The sequence below is a fragment of the Virgibacillus sp. L01 genome (assembly GCF_052246775.1).
Taxonomy (GTDB): Bacteria; Bacillota; Bacilli; order Bacillales; family Amphibacillaceae; genus Lentibacillus.
The window spans coordinates 207740-223472 of sequence record NZ_JBQQCP010000005.1; the positions used below are offsets into that span (position 1 = coordinate 207740).

The 15733-nt window shown below is 38.3% G+C and carries 16 protein-coding genes; 5 read left to right on the plus strand and 11 right to left on the minus strand.

Annotated elements, in window-relative coordinates:
- Positions 1-123: 123 nt before the first annotated feature.
- Entirely contained in the window at positions 124-510 is a 387-nt protein-coding gene (locus ACTWQM_RS11575) for a carboxymuconolactone decarboxylase family protein (RefSeq protein WP_443258307.1), read from the plus strand.
- Between the two features lie 99 nt (positions 511-609).
- Here ACTWQM_RS11575 and ACTWQM_RS11580 read toward each other — a convergent pair whose 3' ends face one another.
- The 4 genes from ACTWQM_RS11580 to ACTWQM_RS11595 are packed head-to-tail and all read right to left on the minus strand — an operon-like array spanning position 610 to position 3344.
- The gene (locus tag ACTWQM_RS11580; protein ID WP_443258308.1) at positions 610-1341 is read right to left on the minus strand and encodes a hypothetical protein; all 732 of its coding nucleotides are present in this window, start codon (positions 1339-1341) and stop codon (positions 610-612) included.
- Positions 1341-2090 (minus strand): hypothetical protein, encoded by a 750-nt coding sequence (locus tag ACTWQM_RS11585; protein ID WP_443258309.1) that lies wholly within the window; start codon positions 2088-2090, stop codon positions 1341-1343. Before ACTWQM_RS11585 ends, ACTWQM_RS11580 begins: the two co-directional genes overlap by 1 nt.
- Entirely contained in the window at positions 2071-2973 is a 903-nt protein-coding gene (locus ACTWQM_RS11590; protein ID WP_443258310.1) for an ATP-binding cassette domain-containing protein, read from the minus strand. The genes ACTWQM_RS11585 and ACTWQM_RS11590 overlap by 20 nt, the downstream gene beginning before the upstream one ends.
- Positions 2970-3344 carry a GntR family transcriptional regulator gene (locus ACTWQM_RS11595; protein WP_443258311.1) on the minus strand — a complete coding sequence of 125 codons (375 nt, stop codon included), beginning with the start codon at positions 3342-3344 and terminating at the stop codon, positions 2970-2972. Before ACTWQM_RS11595 ends, ACTWQM_RS11590 begins: the two co-directional genes overlap by 4 nt.
- Before the next feature lie 759 nt (positions 3345-4103).
- Here ACTWQM_RS11595 and ACTWQM_RS11600 point away from each other — a divergent pair.
- The gene (locus ACTWQM_RS11600) at positions 4104-4541 is read left to right on the plus strand and encodes a YaiI/YqxD family protein (protein WP_443258312.1); all 438 of its coding nucleotides are present in this window, start codon (positions 4104-4106) and stop codon (positions 4539-4541) included.
- A 65-nt stretch (positions 4542-4606) separates the two neighbouring features.
- On the opposite strand, the gene ACTWQM_RS11605 is transcribed toward ACTWQM_RS11600, so the two are convergent.
- From ACTWQM_RS11605 to ACTWQM_RS11625, 5 genes are all read right to left on the minus strand, one after another.
- Positions 4607-5083 carry a GNAT family N-acetyltransferase gene (locus ACTWQM_RS11605; protein ID WP_443258313.1) on the minus strand — a complete coding sequence of 159 codons (477 nt, stop codon included), beginning with the start codon at positions 5081-5083 and terminating at the stop codon, positions 4607-4609.
- Between the two features lie 200 nt (positions 5084-5283).
- Positions 5284-5649 (minus strand): VOC family protein, encoded by a 366-nt coding sequence (locus ACTWQM_RS11610; protein WP_443258314.1) that lies wholly within the window; start codon positions 5647-5649, stop codon positions 5284-5286.
- Positions 5650-5664: 15 nt separating this feature from the next.
- The gene (locus ACTWQM_RS11615; RefSeq protein WP_443258315.1) at positions 5665-6078 is read right to left on the minus strand and encodes a VOC family protein; all 414 of its coding nucleotides are present in this window, start codon (positions 6076-6078) and stop codon (positions 5665-5667) included.
- A 163-nt stretch (positions 6079-6241) separates the two neighbouring features.
- Positions 6242-7654: a LysM peptidoglycan-binding domain-containing protein gene (locus ACTWQM_RS11620; protein ID WP_443258316.1), complete on the minus strand. Its 1413-nt coding sequence runs from the start codon at positions 7652-7654 to the stop codon at positions 6242-6244.
- A 104-nt stretch (positions 7655-7758) separates the two neighbouring features.
- Positions 7759-9006, minus strand: coding sequence for a cytochrome P450 (locus ACTWQM_RS11625; protein ID WP_443258317.1), 1248 nt, complete (start codon positions 9004-9006; stop codon positions 7759-7761).
- 112 nt (positions 9007-9118) lie between these two features.
- Here ACTWQM_RS11625 and ACTWQM_RS11630 point away from each other — a divergent pair, with 112 nt between their 5' ends.
- The 3 genes from ACTWQM_RS11630 (at position 9119) to ACTWQM_RS11640 (ending at position 13416) form a co-directional block, all read left to right on the plus strand.
- A complete protein-coding gene (locus ACTWQM_RS11630) occupies positions 9119-9685 on the plus strand; it encodes a TetR/AcrR family transcriptional regulator (protein ID WP_443258318.1) in 567 nt (188 codons plus the stop codon).
- A 115-nt stretch (positions 9686-9800) separates the two neighbouring features.
- On the plus strand, positions 9801-11921 hold the full coding sequence (locus ACTWQM_RS11635; protein ID WP_443258319.1) for an MMPL family transporter: 2121 nt from the start codon (positions 9801-9803) through the stop codon (positions 11919-11921).
- Positions 11922-12276: 355 nt separating this feature from the next.
- Entirely contained in the window at positions 12277-13416 is a 1140-nt protein-coding gene (locus ACTWQM_RS11640; protein WP_443258320.1) for a conserved virulence factor C family protein, read from the plus strand.
- Between the two features lie 49 nt (positions 13417-13465).
- Here ACTWQM_RS11640 and ACTWQM_RS11645 read toward each other — a convergent pair whose 3' ends face one another.
- On the minus strand, positions 13466-14170 hold the full coding sequence (locus ACTWQM_RS11645) for an isoprenyl transferase (protein ID WP_443258321.1): 705 nt from the start codon (positions 14168-14170) through the stop codon (positions 13466-13468).
- The gene (locus tag ACTWQM_RS11650; protein WP_443258322.1) at positions 14167-15645 is read right to left on the minus strand and encodes a DUF4153 domain-containing protein; all 1479 of its coding nucleotides are present in this window, start codon (positions 15643-15645) and stop codon (positions 14167-14169) included. Before ACTWQM_RS11650 ends, ACTWQM_RS11645 begins: the two co-directional genes overlap by 4 nt.
- Positions 15646-15733: the final 88 nt, after the last annotated feature.

The window sequence follows — 15733 nt, forward strand, 5'->3', positions numbered from 1 at the left end:
AATCCGTCAACTATTTACTTATTTAATCATGCAGAATTAGTACCAACTAATACCATGTATGTTTCCCTAGCCATAATAAAAAATACTAAATGGACCTAAATACAGTAATGGAGTGAAAAAATCATGGAAATACATTCAGAGGATGACTTTGCTAATTATTTTGATCAATCCATTCTAGACTACAAAGAAGGCAGTAGTCGCCTTCAAAAGAAGTTGCCAAAAATGACACAGGGGTACTTTGATTTCACCGAATCATGTTTTGAGGAAGGCGCGATGGATAAAAAAGAAAAACAGCTAATGGCACTCGGAATTAGTATTTATGCACAGGATGAATATTGTATTATGTACCATACAAAAGGTGCCGTTCAACACGGATGTTCCGAGGATGAAATCATGGAGACCATCGCAATTAGCGCAGCATTAGGCGGGGGCGCCGCTTTTTCCCAAGGAGTTACCTTAGCCATGGATACGTACGATTATTACTCAGAAAAAAATACAACACCAGAATAAACCAAAAACAGAGTACACACTTTATTAATAACAAAAGTGTGTGCTCTGTTTATTCAGGAATGATTTCAAGGTTTTGAAGTTATAATAAATTGCGTTTTATTAACCTTCTCCTGCACCAACTAACTCAACAAAAACATTCTGATCATAGTTTATATCAATGTCTTCGGGAATTTGAATGTATAGTAAATGTTGACTTGATCTAGTGGCATCACTTGATGAAAACGCCCCATCCATCCAACCTTCCTCACTAAACTGGCTCGCGATAAATGATTCCTTATACGTTCCAAAATTCACCTCAACAGGTTCCGGTTCCGTTACTGTCATGTTATTATTTGAAAAATCTATATGCGGCAAGTGCACACGGCTTGATAAATTAATACCTTCAATAATAATTGGAGTTTGATAGTAGGCCACTTTAACAGTTTGTTGCAACGCATCGTTCACCTCTACAAATATAGCCATTTCGTTTGGAGAGGGTGTTTTTAGATTTAGATCACTTCCATCAATGTTATATTCCCAAGTTTCTTTGATATATGAATGGTCAACGCTATCAATCTTTCCCTTGTCTGACCATTCATATAAAGAAAAATTCGAGCCCTTGTTTATATTTGTTTCTTCAGCCATTAAACTGGTATCCTTTGGAAGGACATAAAATGCTCCTGCAGAAACAAGTAACAGAGCCATATAAGCTGTGAACATCCATTTTACCCTATTGACATAACTGAACTTACTACTTTTTAACCCAATCCGTTTGGTCCTAACTACGACCAGAACAACTAAACCTACTATAAAAACGAGTAATATGATCGGCGTCAACCCAATTATACTCATTATCTAACCTCCAATTGATTAGAAATCATCATTGAACCAGCAAAAAATAATACCAACGTAATGATTGCCTTGCCGCCAAATAGCCAAAATGAATCTTCACCAAAATAAAAACTACCGATTTCCATTAACACATGGAACTCTGTACTTACTTCAAATAAAAACATAAAACCCAAAATGGCAACAGGAACTATATATGTAAATGCCTTATGAAGATGAACCAGTGTACCAATGATATAGCCAAAACTGCTGAATAGGAAAATCAGCAATATCATTGCAATCGTTCCCACAAGCAAGTCCATTAAATTATATCCAGTGCTCGAATAAATCATTTGCTGGTTATCATCAAACAGAAAGTATATAGCGATTCTTAATAAGTAACCAGATAAGGCTGCCGTAATCCCGCCAACTATACTTCCAATAAACAAAAATACGATATTGGATAAATTGCTGCTCACCCTATTTGTTACAAATGCAAAATCATCTTCCCGATAAGCTTTTGTCTTGATTAGAATAGCATTGATGAATGCCCATAGGATTGTGAACACCACAATAATATCAATAGAATAATAGTTTATTTCATAAGAAATCATCGACCTGGAACCACCCAACATCCCCGATCCACCTAATGAGAAAAGCAGCGCTAACAATTGGAGGATTACCAACGTACTAAACATCCCAATACAGGACTTCATTTTAAACTGTATTTGTTTTCTCACTACTACTGCCAAACTAGGATCTGTCAAAGACATCATCTATTCCTCCCGTCGTAGTTTGAGTCAAATATACACACAAATCACTAGAGCTTACGGATGACACTTCCACACCGTTCCGTTTAATTTGCTCCAAGACCTCGCTCGGAAAATCGTTCTTCACTGCAGCGTATTTACTGTCCAGCCCTACTGTATTTGTATGAAGAACATCTTTGTCAGATATCCATCCATCAACCTGTTCAGAGCCGCCGCTTAATCCAACTGCATATTCCTTCAGTTCCTCAATTGGCATATGAAGAAGATTCGAACCCATTTCAATAAGTAAAACATCCTCCAGAACGACTTCAAGTTCATCCAAATAATGACTTGAAATAATAATGGAACGCGGGTGCACCAGATAATCCTTCAATAATGCACGATAAAAGTCTTTCCGAACTGCTGCATCCATTCCAGTTGTTGGTTCATCAAAAATGGTTAGCGAACACCTGGATGCTAATCCGATAATCATATTGAAAGTGCTCCGTTTACCTTTTGACAGGTTGTTATGAATCTGCTTGGAATCAAATGAAAAATAACCAAAAAGTCGAAGTGCCAGATCCATATCCCATTTTTCATAAAACTCTCCAGCTTGCTCGAGAATTTCTTTTAACGTTAATGCTGTAGGAAAGTTCATTTGGTCATCAACGAAAACGGTGTTTGCTGAAACGAAGAGGCTATTAAAAGGTCTGTTTGATAAAACATTTACTTGCCCTGACGATTCAGCCCAGAAGCCTGCCAAAATTTTTAGAAGAGTTGTCTTTCCTGCACCATTCTTCCCTATCAAGCCTGTAATCTTGTTTTCTTCAATCGTCACAGATAAATTGTCTAAAGCCTTTCGTTTCCCATGCATTTTAGTCAATTCATTACATTCAACAACCTTCACTTCGCATCCCCCTTAATTGATTTGATCATCTCTATTACTTCTTCTTCGCTTACATCCAATCGTTCAGACTCAAGTACAACCTCTTGTATGAGTCCTTTTAATGTCTGGTTTTTTCGTTTGTCCAGGATGATTTTTCGTGCATTAGTTGAAACAAATTTACCTAACCCTCGTTTGTTATATAGGATTTCTTGTTCAAATAGTATATTTAATCCTTTTGCTGCAGTAGCCGGGTTAATGTTAAACATTTCAGCAAGCTTGTATTGGGAATGTACTTTCTTGTCTTTTTCAAAATTACCATTCAATATTTCAGTCTCAATCCACTCGGAGATTTGTATATATATTGGTTTAGGACCATCCGTATTAATCATCAAGCTTGCCCCCTTTACGTGAGTCAGTGCATTAGTTGTGTAATGTAGTGTATTACACTCTTCAAAATAAATCAACATAAGAAAACTTGGCATTCGTTAAAAACAACTCGCATAAGAACGGTTCTTATACCTATCGCAAAATCCGGGATGCATTGCAAGATACAGCCAAATTGGTATAACTAATTGCCCTGTATTTGTAATTAACAATAAAAAATCTCAGTTCAATAACTGAGATTTCACTTCTTCATTAAAAAGGTTTGTGTCTCTCCTGATTTGGCGGATCCTCATTCCACTATTTCTTAAAAAAAGCCTATTTTTATCGTGTTATGTAATCCTCATTCCGCTATTTACCCTTTTCACCCACATTTTTCATTGTTATTGGGTAAATAACGGAACCAGGAACCGGTTCAACTTTCCGGGACGGATTTTTCACCGATTTAGCGGAACCACGATCCACTTCACAAGTTTATGTGATTATATTCCGTTCCCTGCCCGCCCATTCCTGCTATAATCGATTTAAGTTGATAAGAAACGGAACCCGTTACCCGAACAAGGTGGTTAATAATTTGACAAACTGCTATGCTGTTATTATCATCACTATCGATTCTTGGAAAACTTGCATTGTTAAAGGGGATTCATAAAAAGAAGTATTTTGCTTTCAAAGAATCCCTTGTACCATGGAGTACAACCCTTATAGTTGCATATGCAGAAAAGTATTATACTTTCGTAACTGTAAACATAAAAAATTTAGGAGAGAATTCAATGAAAATATACGTTGATGCCGATGCATGTCCGGTTAAAGAAACGATTATATCAATTGCGGCAAATCATAATATAGAAGTGATTCTTGTTAAAAGCTTTGCTCATTTTTCACATAGTGATGAACAGCCAGGCGTTAAAACAATTTATGTTGATACTGGCGCAGAAGCTGCAGATTACCGAATTATGAAGCTCGCACAAAAGAATGATATGATTATCACACAAGATTATGGCTTAGCATCGCTTGGTCTTGCAAAAGGATGTACTGTCCTTCATCACAAGGGATTCGAATACTCAAACGACAATATCGATAAGCTATTGCAAACACGTTATGCAAGTGCCATGGCCCGCAAAAGCGGTAAGCGGACAAAAGGCCCAAAAGCATACACCACCGAAGACGAAAAAAAATTCAGCCAGCTGCTCCTGAAGAAGCTTGAATAGGGTGGGCTGCCTGTCACCCGACTCTCGGCACTTTTTTTCGAAAATTTTGGTCGTTACTTGGTATGTCAGTCATCCCCAACCACACTGCTGCGTCGTTCCAGGAGCACCACGTCCCGCCACACTCCATTTAACTTTCCAAGACGTTTCCGAACTCCAACCTCGCTAAAGCCAAACTTTTTATGTAACTTAATACTTGTTTCATTCTCAGGAAAAATATTAGTTTGTAACGTCCAAAAACCGTTCATTTCACTCGAGTTAATTAATTCTTCCATAAGCTTAGTTCCAATCCCTTTACCGATGCTGCGCTCACTAATATAAATACTAACTTCACCAACACCTGAATGCGCTTCTCTTGTAGAGATTGGACTTAATGCTGCCCAACCGATTACATCATTTCCTTCCCGGGCAACAAGTCTGGACACTGAAAAATGGCCACTATCCCACTCTTCCCACGTTGGTGCCTTCGTTTCAAATGTCGCGTTGCCCGTGTTAATACCCTCTATAAAAATATCCCGAACCTGTTCCCAATCCTCTTTCTTCATAAAATCCATACTATGCTTGTCCCTTCTTGATTGTTGTCTGATTTAATTTCTTGTTTTCTAGTTTAGCATAAGATTTCTGTTAGTTCCCATAGTTCATATCTAAATTTGTCGATTTCGACTGGTAAATTATCATACGGAGGGGGTAAAGGAGGGGAACATATTCGACCAGAATCGATTTAATTCTGGCCGATACTGACTGCTTAATCCTGACATACCATTAATTTATTACCATCAGGGTCCTTAAACACGAAGAAATGATTATGTTCAATTTCCGTGACTAGCTCGACACCATTGTTTTTCATAAATTGATAAGATGCATGTATATCATCTGTACCAAACTGAATAACAGGGACATTTAAAGTAGCAACTTCCCCATTTTCATCCCGCCACATTGGCATCGTATCCAGGATCATCCCAGTTCCATCCATTTTGGCCACAAATAGATGCTCAAACATAACTTCACCATCTTCAATTCCTAACATTTTTGAATACCAATCCTTCGATTTTTCAATATCCCTTACTGGTATAAATACTAGATTAATCTTGTTTTTTATTGGACTTTTCATTAAAGTTCCTCCCCTTCAGTTAATCCCATATTTCTCTTTAAATATGGGACTTAATTCACTCCATACATCAAACATATTTCCGTCCAAGTCTAGAAAAACAAAGTTCTTTCCCGCATGACCTCTATCTTCTATTTCACCTACTGTTATTCCTTTTTCCTTAAATTCCCTATGTAATGTTGTTAGTGCATCCATTCCGTTAACTTCAAATGTAAGTGAGAAATGTTCCTTTCCATCAATGTCATTAAAGTTAGCACTTTGTTTTTCGCTAGACTTAACCAGGAAGATACTCTGATTAGCTAATTCTAGTATCGCCTTTTCCTTATCCTGATAATTAAGTACTGCACCAATGTTTACATACCATTCGGCTGACAATTCAATATCCTGTACTGGAATATATGATGTCCCAATTCTCATTAGACTCCTACTCATTCAAATTCCTCCTAATAAATAAGTTCATATTCCTATTATCTATTCAACAAATTTTTGCAAATTCCTTCTATAATTATTTAGGAATCTCGTTTGCTTAACTCCCCAAAAAAAAACCTTTGAAAAGATATACTCCCATTCAAAGTTTTTACTTAAAACTATATATCTACAACTTCCTAACAGCAAAATTATCCTGCAGTACTGCCCAGTTTTGAGGGAATTCACTTCCGAGCACCCAATAACTGGGGCCTCTAAGGCCATATTCCTTAATGGTATCGTATTTAGCCTGAACACTACGCGCGTCCTCGAACCATACTTCGTGCTCCTGTCCAGTCTCATCAACATAGGTGAAATAAGGAGATTGATATGTTTCATCATATTGAATGGCTACACCATACGCTTCAGCTAACTGAACTGCTTCTTTTGGACTTACCGTTGTGGCAATCGTTCCTTCCACCCACGGAATCTCCCAATCACGACCATATAAGGGAACTCCCATTAGAATCTTTTCGCGAGGAATTACTGTTACCGCATAATCCAGTACCTCACGCACTTCATTAATTGGGGCAATCGCCCACGGTCTGCCGCCGGCCCATCCCCATTCATAGGTCATTACAATGACGAAATCGACAATTCCCCCGTGGGCAGCATAATCATGAGCTTCATAAAGCAATCCCTCTTGATCAGCTTTATCCTTTGGTGCCAAGGCTGTGGAGACCAAGTACCCTTCTGGATGTAACCGGGCAACTACACGCCGTAAAAAGTTGTTATAATTCTCCCGGTCTTCCGGATAAACATATTCGAAATCAAAGTTTACTCCTCGATAACCTTTGGCATTCATTTTTTCTAACAGATTAGTAATCAATGTATCTTGCAAAACTGGATTACGAAGGATATTGGCTACCACATCTGAATCAAATCCATCACCTGTTATGTTTGTCAGCACTAAAAGTGGAGCCACATTAGTTGCTCTTGCGGCCTCCAAAACTATTTGATCCTGTAATTCTGTGAGTGTTCCATCATCCGTAATACTATAGGTGAATGGTGAAAGATAGGTGAAGTATCTTCCTAAGGCTAGAACTTCCTGTCCGCCCCGCTCATTCAACTGGGTAGTATAAGCATTCACTTCAGCTACCGGCTTATCAGCGACCGGAATACGTAACGTTTGACCAGGAAAAATTAACCCTGGATCTTCCATATTATTTGTTTGAATGATTTGCTCAGAAGTTACGCCATAGCGTTCGGCAATTGACCAGATGTATTCACCAGCTTTTACGATGTGAGGGAAATAAGGAAGCTCCAACATTTGGCCAACATAAATTAGTGAAGGATTCGTAATATTATTAACCTCTGCCAATTCCTGAACGGACACATCAAACATATTTGAAATCGCCCATAAATTATCACCAGCATTAATAACATACTCACGGTTCGGGTCAGGAATAACAAGTGCCTGCCCTACCACAAGTGTATTAGGATCATCCAATTGATTAAGTAATTCAATCTGATTTATTTTCGAACCATAGCTACGAGCTATCTGCCAAAGTGAATCACCACGTTCAACCACATGAATCTTCATTTTTTCTCCCCCAATTTGTTTGTGCTACTACATACCATCGTATTCATCAGATGATTGTCCTAGTAACAAACTGGAGAGAAAAATAATTATGATTAAAATAGTGATTACTTTTGTTTAACCTTTCGTATCACAAACCTGCTCTTAGGTATTGGCGGCATTCTTACCAAATTATAGTTTAAATTTTGCTTTGGAACCTGATAATCAATTCGGTTCGCTAAAAAATTCAAGCTTACTTTCATAACTTCAATTGTCACCCACTCACCGGCACAGCGATGTCCAATATCGTATTCTCCTCCACCTTGCGGAATAAAACTAAAAGGACTTCCTTGCCAACCCTTAAATCGCTCTGGCTTAAATTTTCCGGGCTCCTCCCATAAATCCGGGTCATGATTCGTTCCATAAATATCAAGCAACACAAGGGTTCCATTCGTGAAGTTATACCCATTCCAATAAAAATCACTCCGTACTTTCGCGCCTAAAAATGGACCAAATGGATAAAAACGACGGACCTCCTGTACAAACATCTGGCTGTATTCCTCACGATCTGTCTGCAATTTGGCTTTTAACTCGGGATTATTATACATTGCTAGTGCACCAAATGTTACATATCGAGCTATCGCCACTATTGGCCTTAAAATGTTGAGTAACTCTACCGCCGCCATTTGTATGTTCAACAGTTTTCCATCTAAGTTACTATGCCATGACATTGCATATAAAGCTGTATCCTCATGGGGCATTAACTGACCTTGCCGAACCTGTTGTATAATTCTCTGAATCCACTGTTCAGACTTTTTCCGTGCTTGTCTTCCCCGCCAATGTCTGGGTCCAACGGCTCCAAATGCATCAATCATTGCTGAAAGATCAGTCGTCCGCTGTTGTAATTCTTTTGCCCACAATGGTACACCAGCCCATTCACAAGCGATGCGACACATAATTTCCCTGGCTGCATCGAACAGCACAACTTCTTTTTTTTGCTCCCAGTTTTCAATAGCGATTCGCCACTGTCTACTGGTTATTTCGGTAAGGTCATCTATGCGCTCTGGAGTCATTAACGACATAAATAATTTTTTCCGATGTTTATGTCCAACTCCATCTAATGTTTGCACACCATTTTCACCCAATAATGTTTTTTGGATTCGCTTTGGTGCTGCCCCTTGCCGACGGAATTTTTCATTATCATAGAATACCTCTGCCGCCTCTTTTCCACCTATACAAATTACTTTTTGACAGCCCATTAAACGTGTCTCAAAAATGTCCGATTGGAAACTGGTGCGTCTATTTGGAATATATTTATACCCTTCTAATAACAGGGCCAAGCTATTATCCAAGCCTTTTTCACGCGGAATTGCCATCTGCCTTTTCTCCTCCCTTAACTTAGTCATACCTACAGATGCTATTTTTCTTTAAAATAAAAATTTTATTCCTATATAGTTTTTAAGGTATAATTATATTTGAGGTGATTACATGGCGCGCGAACGCAAGTTTTCCGACAAGACATTATATAATGCTGCAAAACATATACTTTTGAATAATGGCTATGAAGGGTTTACCTTCAGTCTGTTAGCTGATGAGTTAAAGGTGTCCAGAGGTGCATTATACAAGTATTATGAAAATAAAGAAGAGCTAATTATGGATTACATGATTTTTGAAATGAACCGATTTTTAGCTGAGTTGAAAGAGATCAACAATTATGATCACTTCGATTCACAATTTGATTTTCTGATTAAACTAATGTTTAAACATAATAAAATACATCAGGTACTTGGGTTTTCATACCAGATCACTGCAACCATCAGTGAAAACATAAGAGTAAAGAAAGTATATTTAGAAAAACTTCATCAGGAAATGTACTCCGTTCTTCAGAGCTTTATCCAGCAAGGTCGAAAAGAACAATTGTTAAATCCATCCATAAAAGATGAATTAATGTTAGGTTTTATTTTTCAATCGGTTGATATCCCTAATCATTCCGATATACCTCAAACGGAATGGGTAAGATCTGTTAAAGAGTTAATAAGTCATGGTATTCACTGATAAGTAATTGACGTTTATGTCTCGTTGATTAATAATAAGAGTACTTCACTATCGTTTTTTTATCACCAAAAGTGACACAAGCGTTACTTTATTCTTTTTAAAGGGAGTATTAGGCATGAAAACATTTATACACTATGTTACAGACCGCGTTAGCACTAAAAAGGGAATGTGGATTACTGTTGGAGTTTGGCTCATTGCAGCCATGTTATTAGCAGTATTTGCTCCTAGCGCAAAGGATTATGAAGTATCTAGTATTCAAACCCTTCCCGATGATGCTCAGTCTATTATTGCTCAGGAAAAAGTTGATAAATACTTTGAAAACAGTGATGGCACCCCTGCCTTACTGGTTTTTCAGGCAAGTGAAGGTGAAGTTGAACAATCTGAGCTTGGAGAGTTCTTATCAACTATCCAGGAAGAAGACATTAAAGGCGTAAAGGAAATCGTTCCACTAACTAAATTACCGCCTCAGGCAGCTGAAAATTTCTTTTCTGATGATGGAACTACTGCATTAATACCACTGACTTTTGATGGCTCTTTGGAAACTACTGAAATTAAATCATCATTAGATACGATCTATACGTTGACAGAGCAACATACGGATATGAGTTTATATGTAACAGGGCCGGCTGGAATTGCGACAGATACAAATGACTTATTTTCCAGAGCAGATATTGTTCTTATTTTATCAACTGTTGGAATTATTTTAGTATTATTGGTTGTTATCTATCGTTCACCATTACTTGCATTAATTCCATTATTAGCAACAGCCTTTGTCTATGAAGTCGTCATGCAAACATTAGGTCTAATGGGGAAAGCTGGATTAATCATGACTTCTCAGTCCCTGTCAATCATGACAATCCTCTTATTTGCAGCGGTTATCGATTATTCGTTATTTGTTTTCTCACGATACCGAGAGGAACTGAAGAGTCATGAGAATAAACAGAACGCAATGAAACTGGCAATGCGAGGAACCGGTATACCTGTATTTTATTCTGGGGCTACCGTTTTAGCAGCCATGCTAATCCTTTTCTTCGCTGAGTTTGGTGATTATAAAAACTTTGCACCAACCTTTGGTACAACAATCTTTATTGTCATGCTTGCTTCGGTAACACTTGTTCCAGCCCTATTTGCTATTTTTGGAAGAAAGTCTTTCTGGCCAGTAATACCACGAGTTGGAGATTCACAAGTAAAATCAAGTTCCCTTTGGAGCAAGGTTGGTCGGTTTGTTACTAGAAAGCCAATTATTTCAGTCGCAGCTATTAGTATCATTCTGCTTGTTTCAGCAAGTAATATTTTTAATATAGAATATGAGTTTAATACATTAAAGTCTTTCCCTGAAGATATGCCTTCCAGAGAAGGTTATGAGATTCTCGAAGAAAAGTTTCAGGCAGGTGACTTAGCACCAACAACTGTCTTATTTGAAACAAAGAACACAATTTCCGAGGACAGCAGGAGAGAATTAGCAGAAAACCTGACAGATCAGCCACTCATAAATAATGTTCGAGTCAACGGTACAGCTGATAGTGAATCAGTTATTTCTTACAGCATGACGTTTGAAAAAAATCCATATTCAGTAGAAACAATGGATGCATTAGAAAAAATCCGAAATAATTCCGAGCAAATTCTGGATGAAAGCAATCTTAGCGGCGAGCTGTATTTTGCAGGTGAAACTGCTTCGTCTGTAGATGATCGTTCCATCAACAACCGAGATCTGCTCGTAATTGTTCTGTTAGAAACACTTCTGATCTTTATCATGTTAATTTTCTTGACGAGATCAATTAAGATGCCTATTTACATGATGGGAACTATCTTAGTGTCATTTGTTGCAGCGTTAGGTTTAGGCGTCTTTCTAAGCAGTTTATTCTTTGATATAGGTACGATCAGTAACAGGGTCCCACTCTATTCCTTTGTATTCCTGGTCGCATTGGGAATTGATTATAATATTATTCTTGTTTCACGATTTATGGAAGAAAAAAAACATCATCCTGTCAAAAAAGCGGTAGAAATTGCAGTTGCCAATACAGGTGGTGTTATTTCATCTGCCGGGCTAATCTTAGCAGCCACTTTTGCCGTGCTGATGACACAGCCGATACAGTTATTATTCGTGTTCGGGTTTATCGTGGCCGTAGGAATTCTGCTCGATACTTTCCTGATACGCGGTGTATTAATGCCAGGATTACTTGTTTTGTTTGAAAAAGATAAATCAGCTGATTCGGTTAAAGAGAACTCTAATTAGTAAAATGAACACCTATCATGTGAGGTTTGCATGATTTAACAGAGTGTGGATCCAGTTCCTGGTTCGGCGGATCCTCATTCCGTTATTTCCTTGAAAACCCTCGTTTTAAGCATGGGGATGAATCCTCATTCCGCTATTTGTCATTTTTGCCTCAAATTTGGCTGATTTTCTGCTTTTAACGGAACGAGGATCCGTCTCACCCTTCCGAGAGCACTTTTTCTGCTATTTAGCGGAATGAGGATCCGCTTCGACTAATTTTGATTTTAATTTACGCAACAGCCTTTTCAATCGAATGGATTATCCAATTGATCTTTGTTAGAATCAGCATAGGATAATCTGTCGAGGGGGAATCAAAATGAAGATTGTATCAATTGAACCAACACCAAGCCCTTATTCTATGAAAATAAACGTGGACGAACAGTTAACTGATGGACAAACAGAAAATTATAAACTGAATGACGACGTCACCCATGCTCCTGATTATGTACAGAAACTGTTTACTGTAAACGGGGTCAAAGGCCTTTACCGTGTCATCGATTTTATCGCACTTGAACGCAATCCGCGCGTTCCATGGGAGGAAATTTTGCCGGAAGTTCGTACCGTATTAGGATCTTCTGAAGAGAATTCAGATAGTTTAACAGGCGAAGCTGCATCAACCGAAGAAAACTTTGGGGAAGTAAAAGTTTTTATCCAGAAATTCCGGTACATCCCAATGCAAGTAAAGCTGGAAGAAGGGGATAATGAGCACCGCTTTGGGCTCCCTGAACGGTTTATGAACGCTACAATGGAAGCATCAGTCGCTTCTGAGAATATGTTAATGGAAAGAAAGTGGATAGAACAAAGCCCACGTTATGGCGAAGTGGAGGAAATTGGTCAGGAGGTTGTTGACGAAATAGAAGCAACCTATGATTCCGAGCGCATAGCAGAGCTAGTTAAACTCGCTAAAGCAAATGAAACAGCCAGTGATCAGAAGTCAGCTCCACGGAAAAAGGTTACACTCGATATGCTTGATAAGCCAAACTGGAAGGATCGTTATGCCGCACTGGACAGGATGGATCCCATCGTTGATGACCTTCCTATATTAGATAAAGCACTTGATGATGAGAAGGCATCTGTCCGTCGTCTTGCAACAGCATATTTGGGTATGATTGAACAACCCGAAGTACTTCCATATTTATATAAAGCACTCCAAGATAAAGCTGTTAACGTACGACGCACTGCCGGTGATTGTTTGTCAGACTTAGGATTTAAAGATGCAATCCCAGAAATGATCAACTCACTTAAGGATAAAAGCCGCATTGTCCGCTGGCGTGCAGCTATGTATTTATATGAAGTTGGGGACGAAACTGCCATACCTGCATTAAAGGAAGCTCTGGAGGACCCGGAATTTGAAGTGCGTATGCAAGTTAAGATGGCACTGGCCAGAATTGAAGGCGGGGAAGAAGCCAAAGGATCTATTTGGCACCAGATGACTCAAGCCACGAAACAGAAATAATAACCGAAAAAGCTGCCACCAGATTCCACATCTGATGACAGCTGTATTTTTAACTATAGTTCAGAATTGAATTCTTCCTTTGCAATTCATTAATTGCATCACAAAGTAGCTCCTTATTAAAATCAGGAAAATAAGCATCTGAAAAGTACAGTTCTGACATGGAGGATTGCCATAACAGAAAGTTACTTACTCTTTTCTCTCCGCCAGTACGAATAACAAGTTCCGGGTCTGGCAGATCCTTCGTGTATAAATGTTGCTGAATCATTTCTTCACTCACATTATCCCAAGCTGTATGCTCGTTTTGAACCTCTTGAATTACTTTTCTGACTGCCTGGAGGATATCAGCTCTACCACCATAATTAAACGCGAAGTTCACGATAAGCCCATCATTATTTTTTGTTTCCTCGACTGCCTTTACAAGTGCCTTCCTCGTTAGTTCTGGTAGATCTGCCATGTTTCCGGAAATTAGTATCTTAATATTTCTTCTCATAAATTCAGGCAACTTTTGATTAAAAAATTTTACCGGTAAATGCATTAAGTAACTAACTTCATGCTTTGGTCGTGACCAGTTTTCTGAAGAGAATGCATACAATGTAAGTATTTTAATATCTAATTCTATGCTGGCATCAATAATCTTCTCCATTGTTTTTGCACCTGCAAAATGACCTTCACTCCGGCTGAGTCCTCTTGCTTTACCCCACCGGCCATTTCCGTCCATCATAATGGCAACATGTTTTGGTACATATGAATTCATCTGCTCTCCTCCTTAAGTTCAAGTTCCCGTAGCTTTTGTGTTACCTCTTGTTTCATGAAGTTGAAGGATTGCCATGAGCCTTCAGAACGTCTCTCTTCCCACTCTATTCGGTTAGCCAGCACCTTTTCCAATTGCGGATATTCTGGATTTTTTTCATATAATTCAATTAACCCATTCACACCAGTGTAAGATAACGAATTTAAATAGTGTATATCTATTTTTTCAGTACGTTCATAGCGTTCCAGGTTGTTATCGACAATGATTTTTTCAATATGGATAACATTTAACCCGGTATAAAACAATAACCCTACAATTAAGTAGAAATGCAGTAATGATAACCGTTCGACCCACACTTTAATTAGTGTGTAAGCAAAAATTACGATCAAAAATACCATAAATGCATGTGCAAGAATCCGGTCCAATGTAAATCCATATGCCGCTTCATACATACTTAGACGTTGATAAGCGGATGCAAGCATAACACAGCTTACACCGATCAGCAGTGAATACATAATCTTAATGGTTATCTTCAATGATTTACGTTTTTCATCTATTAGTTTTAAACAACTTATTAGTATCGTCCAGTTAATTAAAGTAACAATTATTAGCTCAAAAAACCCTCGCCTTGCATATTCGGCAAATGTTAAGCCTTCCTGTAACCCATTACTGAAAAAGTACTTAAATTGAATCGCTGCGAATAGAACGTACACAGAATTAAGCAAGACCAGAATAGTTATTGCTGTAACACTGTTCCAGCGCACATTCCATTCTTCTGTATCATAATCAGATGCTTTTGGATTCGGACGTCCATGCAGAACCTGAAAGACACCAAAAAATACAAAGGTCAAAACGATTACAATTACAAAACGAAAGGCTCCTTCCAGAAAATTAAGCTGTACGATATAGCGCTGAAAGCGTAACACGATATCCTGAAACACAGCATCTGCCGACATTAACAATCCTGTTATTATCAAAAGCAGCGGAAGCCCAATTATTACCCCGATCAAAATTCGCTTCACCGTTTGAGCTGTTTGTTCATCCATATTCTTAAACACTCTACGAAACCCTTTATTACAAAAAGATGAGCTGTATTTAATCCCTTCACCTAGTTTATTTGTAAGGAGCGTCACGAACACTGGTGTGCTCCACCTTAATTTGTTCGGGCTTGTTATTAAGACAATATGGAAAAAGACTAACACCGGTATGATAAAACTATTAAGGCTATAGAAAAGGAAATTATCGTACAACAGATAACTTGCAGCTAGCAGCCAGATAGCCACCATGACAAGCAGACCGATCCTTCGATGGGTAAATGTAAGACGAAAGCGAAGAAACACGACAGCATATAATCCAGCGATAAACACCAGATACGAAACACCTATACTTCCATGAAAAAAACTAAGCTCCGCCAGAATCCCCAACCCTAAGCAAACAAGCAAAAACAACCAATCTTTTTGTTGAACTTTAATATCCATAATACCCCACCAATACAATGTTATTCTATATACATCGTAATTCTATGTACATAGGTAAAAAAATATATATCTTATCAGGACTGACTCC

Bases quoted from the DNA above. Each gene is read 5' to 3' on its own strand.
- ACTWQM_RS11640 (WP_443258320.1), top strand. From the start codon at position 12,277: ATGAAGATTGTATCAATTGAACCAACACCAAGCCCTTATTCTATGAAA.
- ACTWQM_RS11625 (WP_443258317.1), bottom strand. From the start codon at position 9,006: ATGGCAATTCCGCGTGAAAAAGGCTTGGATAATAGCTTGGCCCTGTTA.
- ACTWQM_RS11605 (WP_443258313.1), bottom strand. From the start codon at position 5,083: ATGAAGAAAGAGGATTGGGAACAGGTTCGGGATATTTTTATAGAGGGT.
- ACTWQM_RS11580 (WP_443258308.1), bottom strand. From the start codon at position 1,341: ATGAGTATAATTGGGTTGACGCCGATCATATTACTCGTTTTTATAGTA.
- ACTWQM_RS11635 (WP_443258319.1), top strand. From the start codon at position 9,801: ATGAAAACATTTATACACTATGTTACAGACCGCGTTAGCACTAAAAAG.
- ACTWQM_RS11585 (WP_443258309.1), bottom strand. From the start codon at position 2,090: ATGTCTTTGACAGATCCTAGTTTGGCAGTAGTAGTGAGAAAACAAATA.
- ACTWQM_RS11575 (WP_443258307.1), top strand. From the start codon at position 124: ATGGAAATACATTCAGAGGATGACTTTGCTAATTATTTTGATCAATCC.
- ACTWQM_RS11600 (WP_443258312.1), top strand. From the start codon at position 4,104: ATGAAAATATACGTTGATGCCGATGCATGTCCGGTTAAAGAAACGATT.
- ACTWQM_RS11620 (WP_443258316.1), bottom strand. From the start codon at position 7,654: ATGAAGATTCATGTGGTTGAACGTGGTGATTCACTTTGGCAGATAGCT.
- ACTWQM_RS11645 (WP_443258321.1), bottom strand. From the start codon at position 14,170: ATGAATTCATATGTACCAAAACATGTTGCCATTATGATGGACGGAAAT.
- ACTWQM_RS11615 (WP_443258315.1), bottom strand. From the start codon at position 6,078: ATGAGTAGGAGTCTAATGAGAATTGGGACATCATATATTCCAGTACAG.
- ACTWQM_RS11650 (WP_443258322.1), bottom strand. From the start codon at position 15,645: ATGGATATTAAAGTTCAACAAAAAGATTGGTTGTTTTTGCTTGTTTGC.
- ACTWQM_RS11630 (WP_443258318.1), top strand. From the start codon at position 9,119: ATGGCGCGCGAACGCAAGTTTTCCGACAAGACATTATATAATGCTGCA.
- ACTWQM_RS11610 (WP_443258314.1), bottom strand. From the start codon at position 5,649: ATGAAAAGTCCAATAAAAAACAAGATTAATCTAGTATTTATACCAGTA.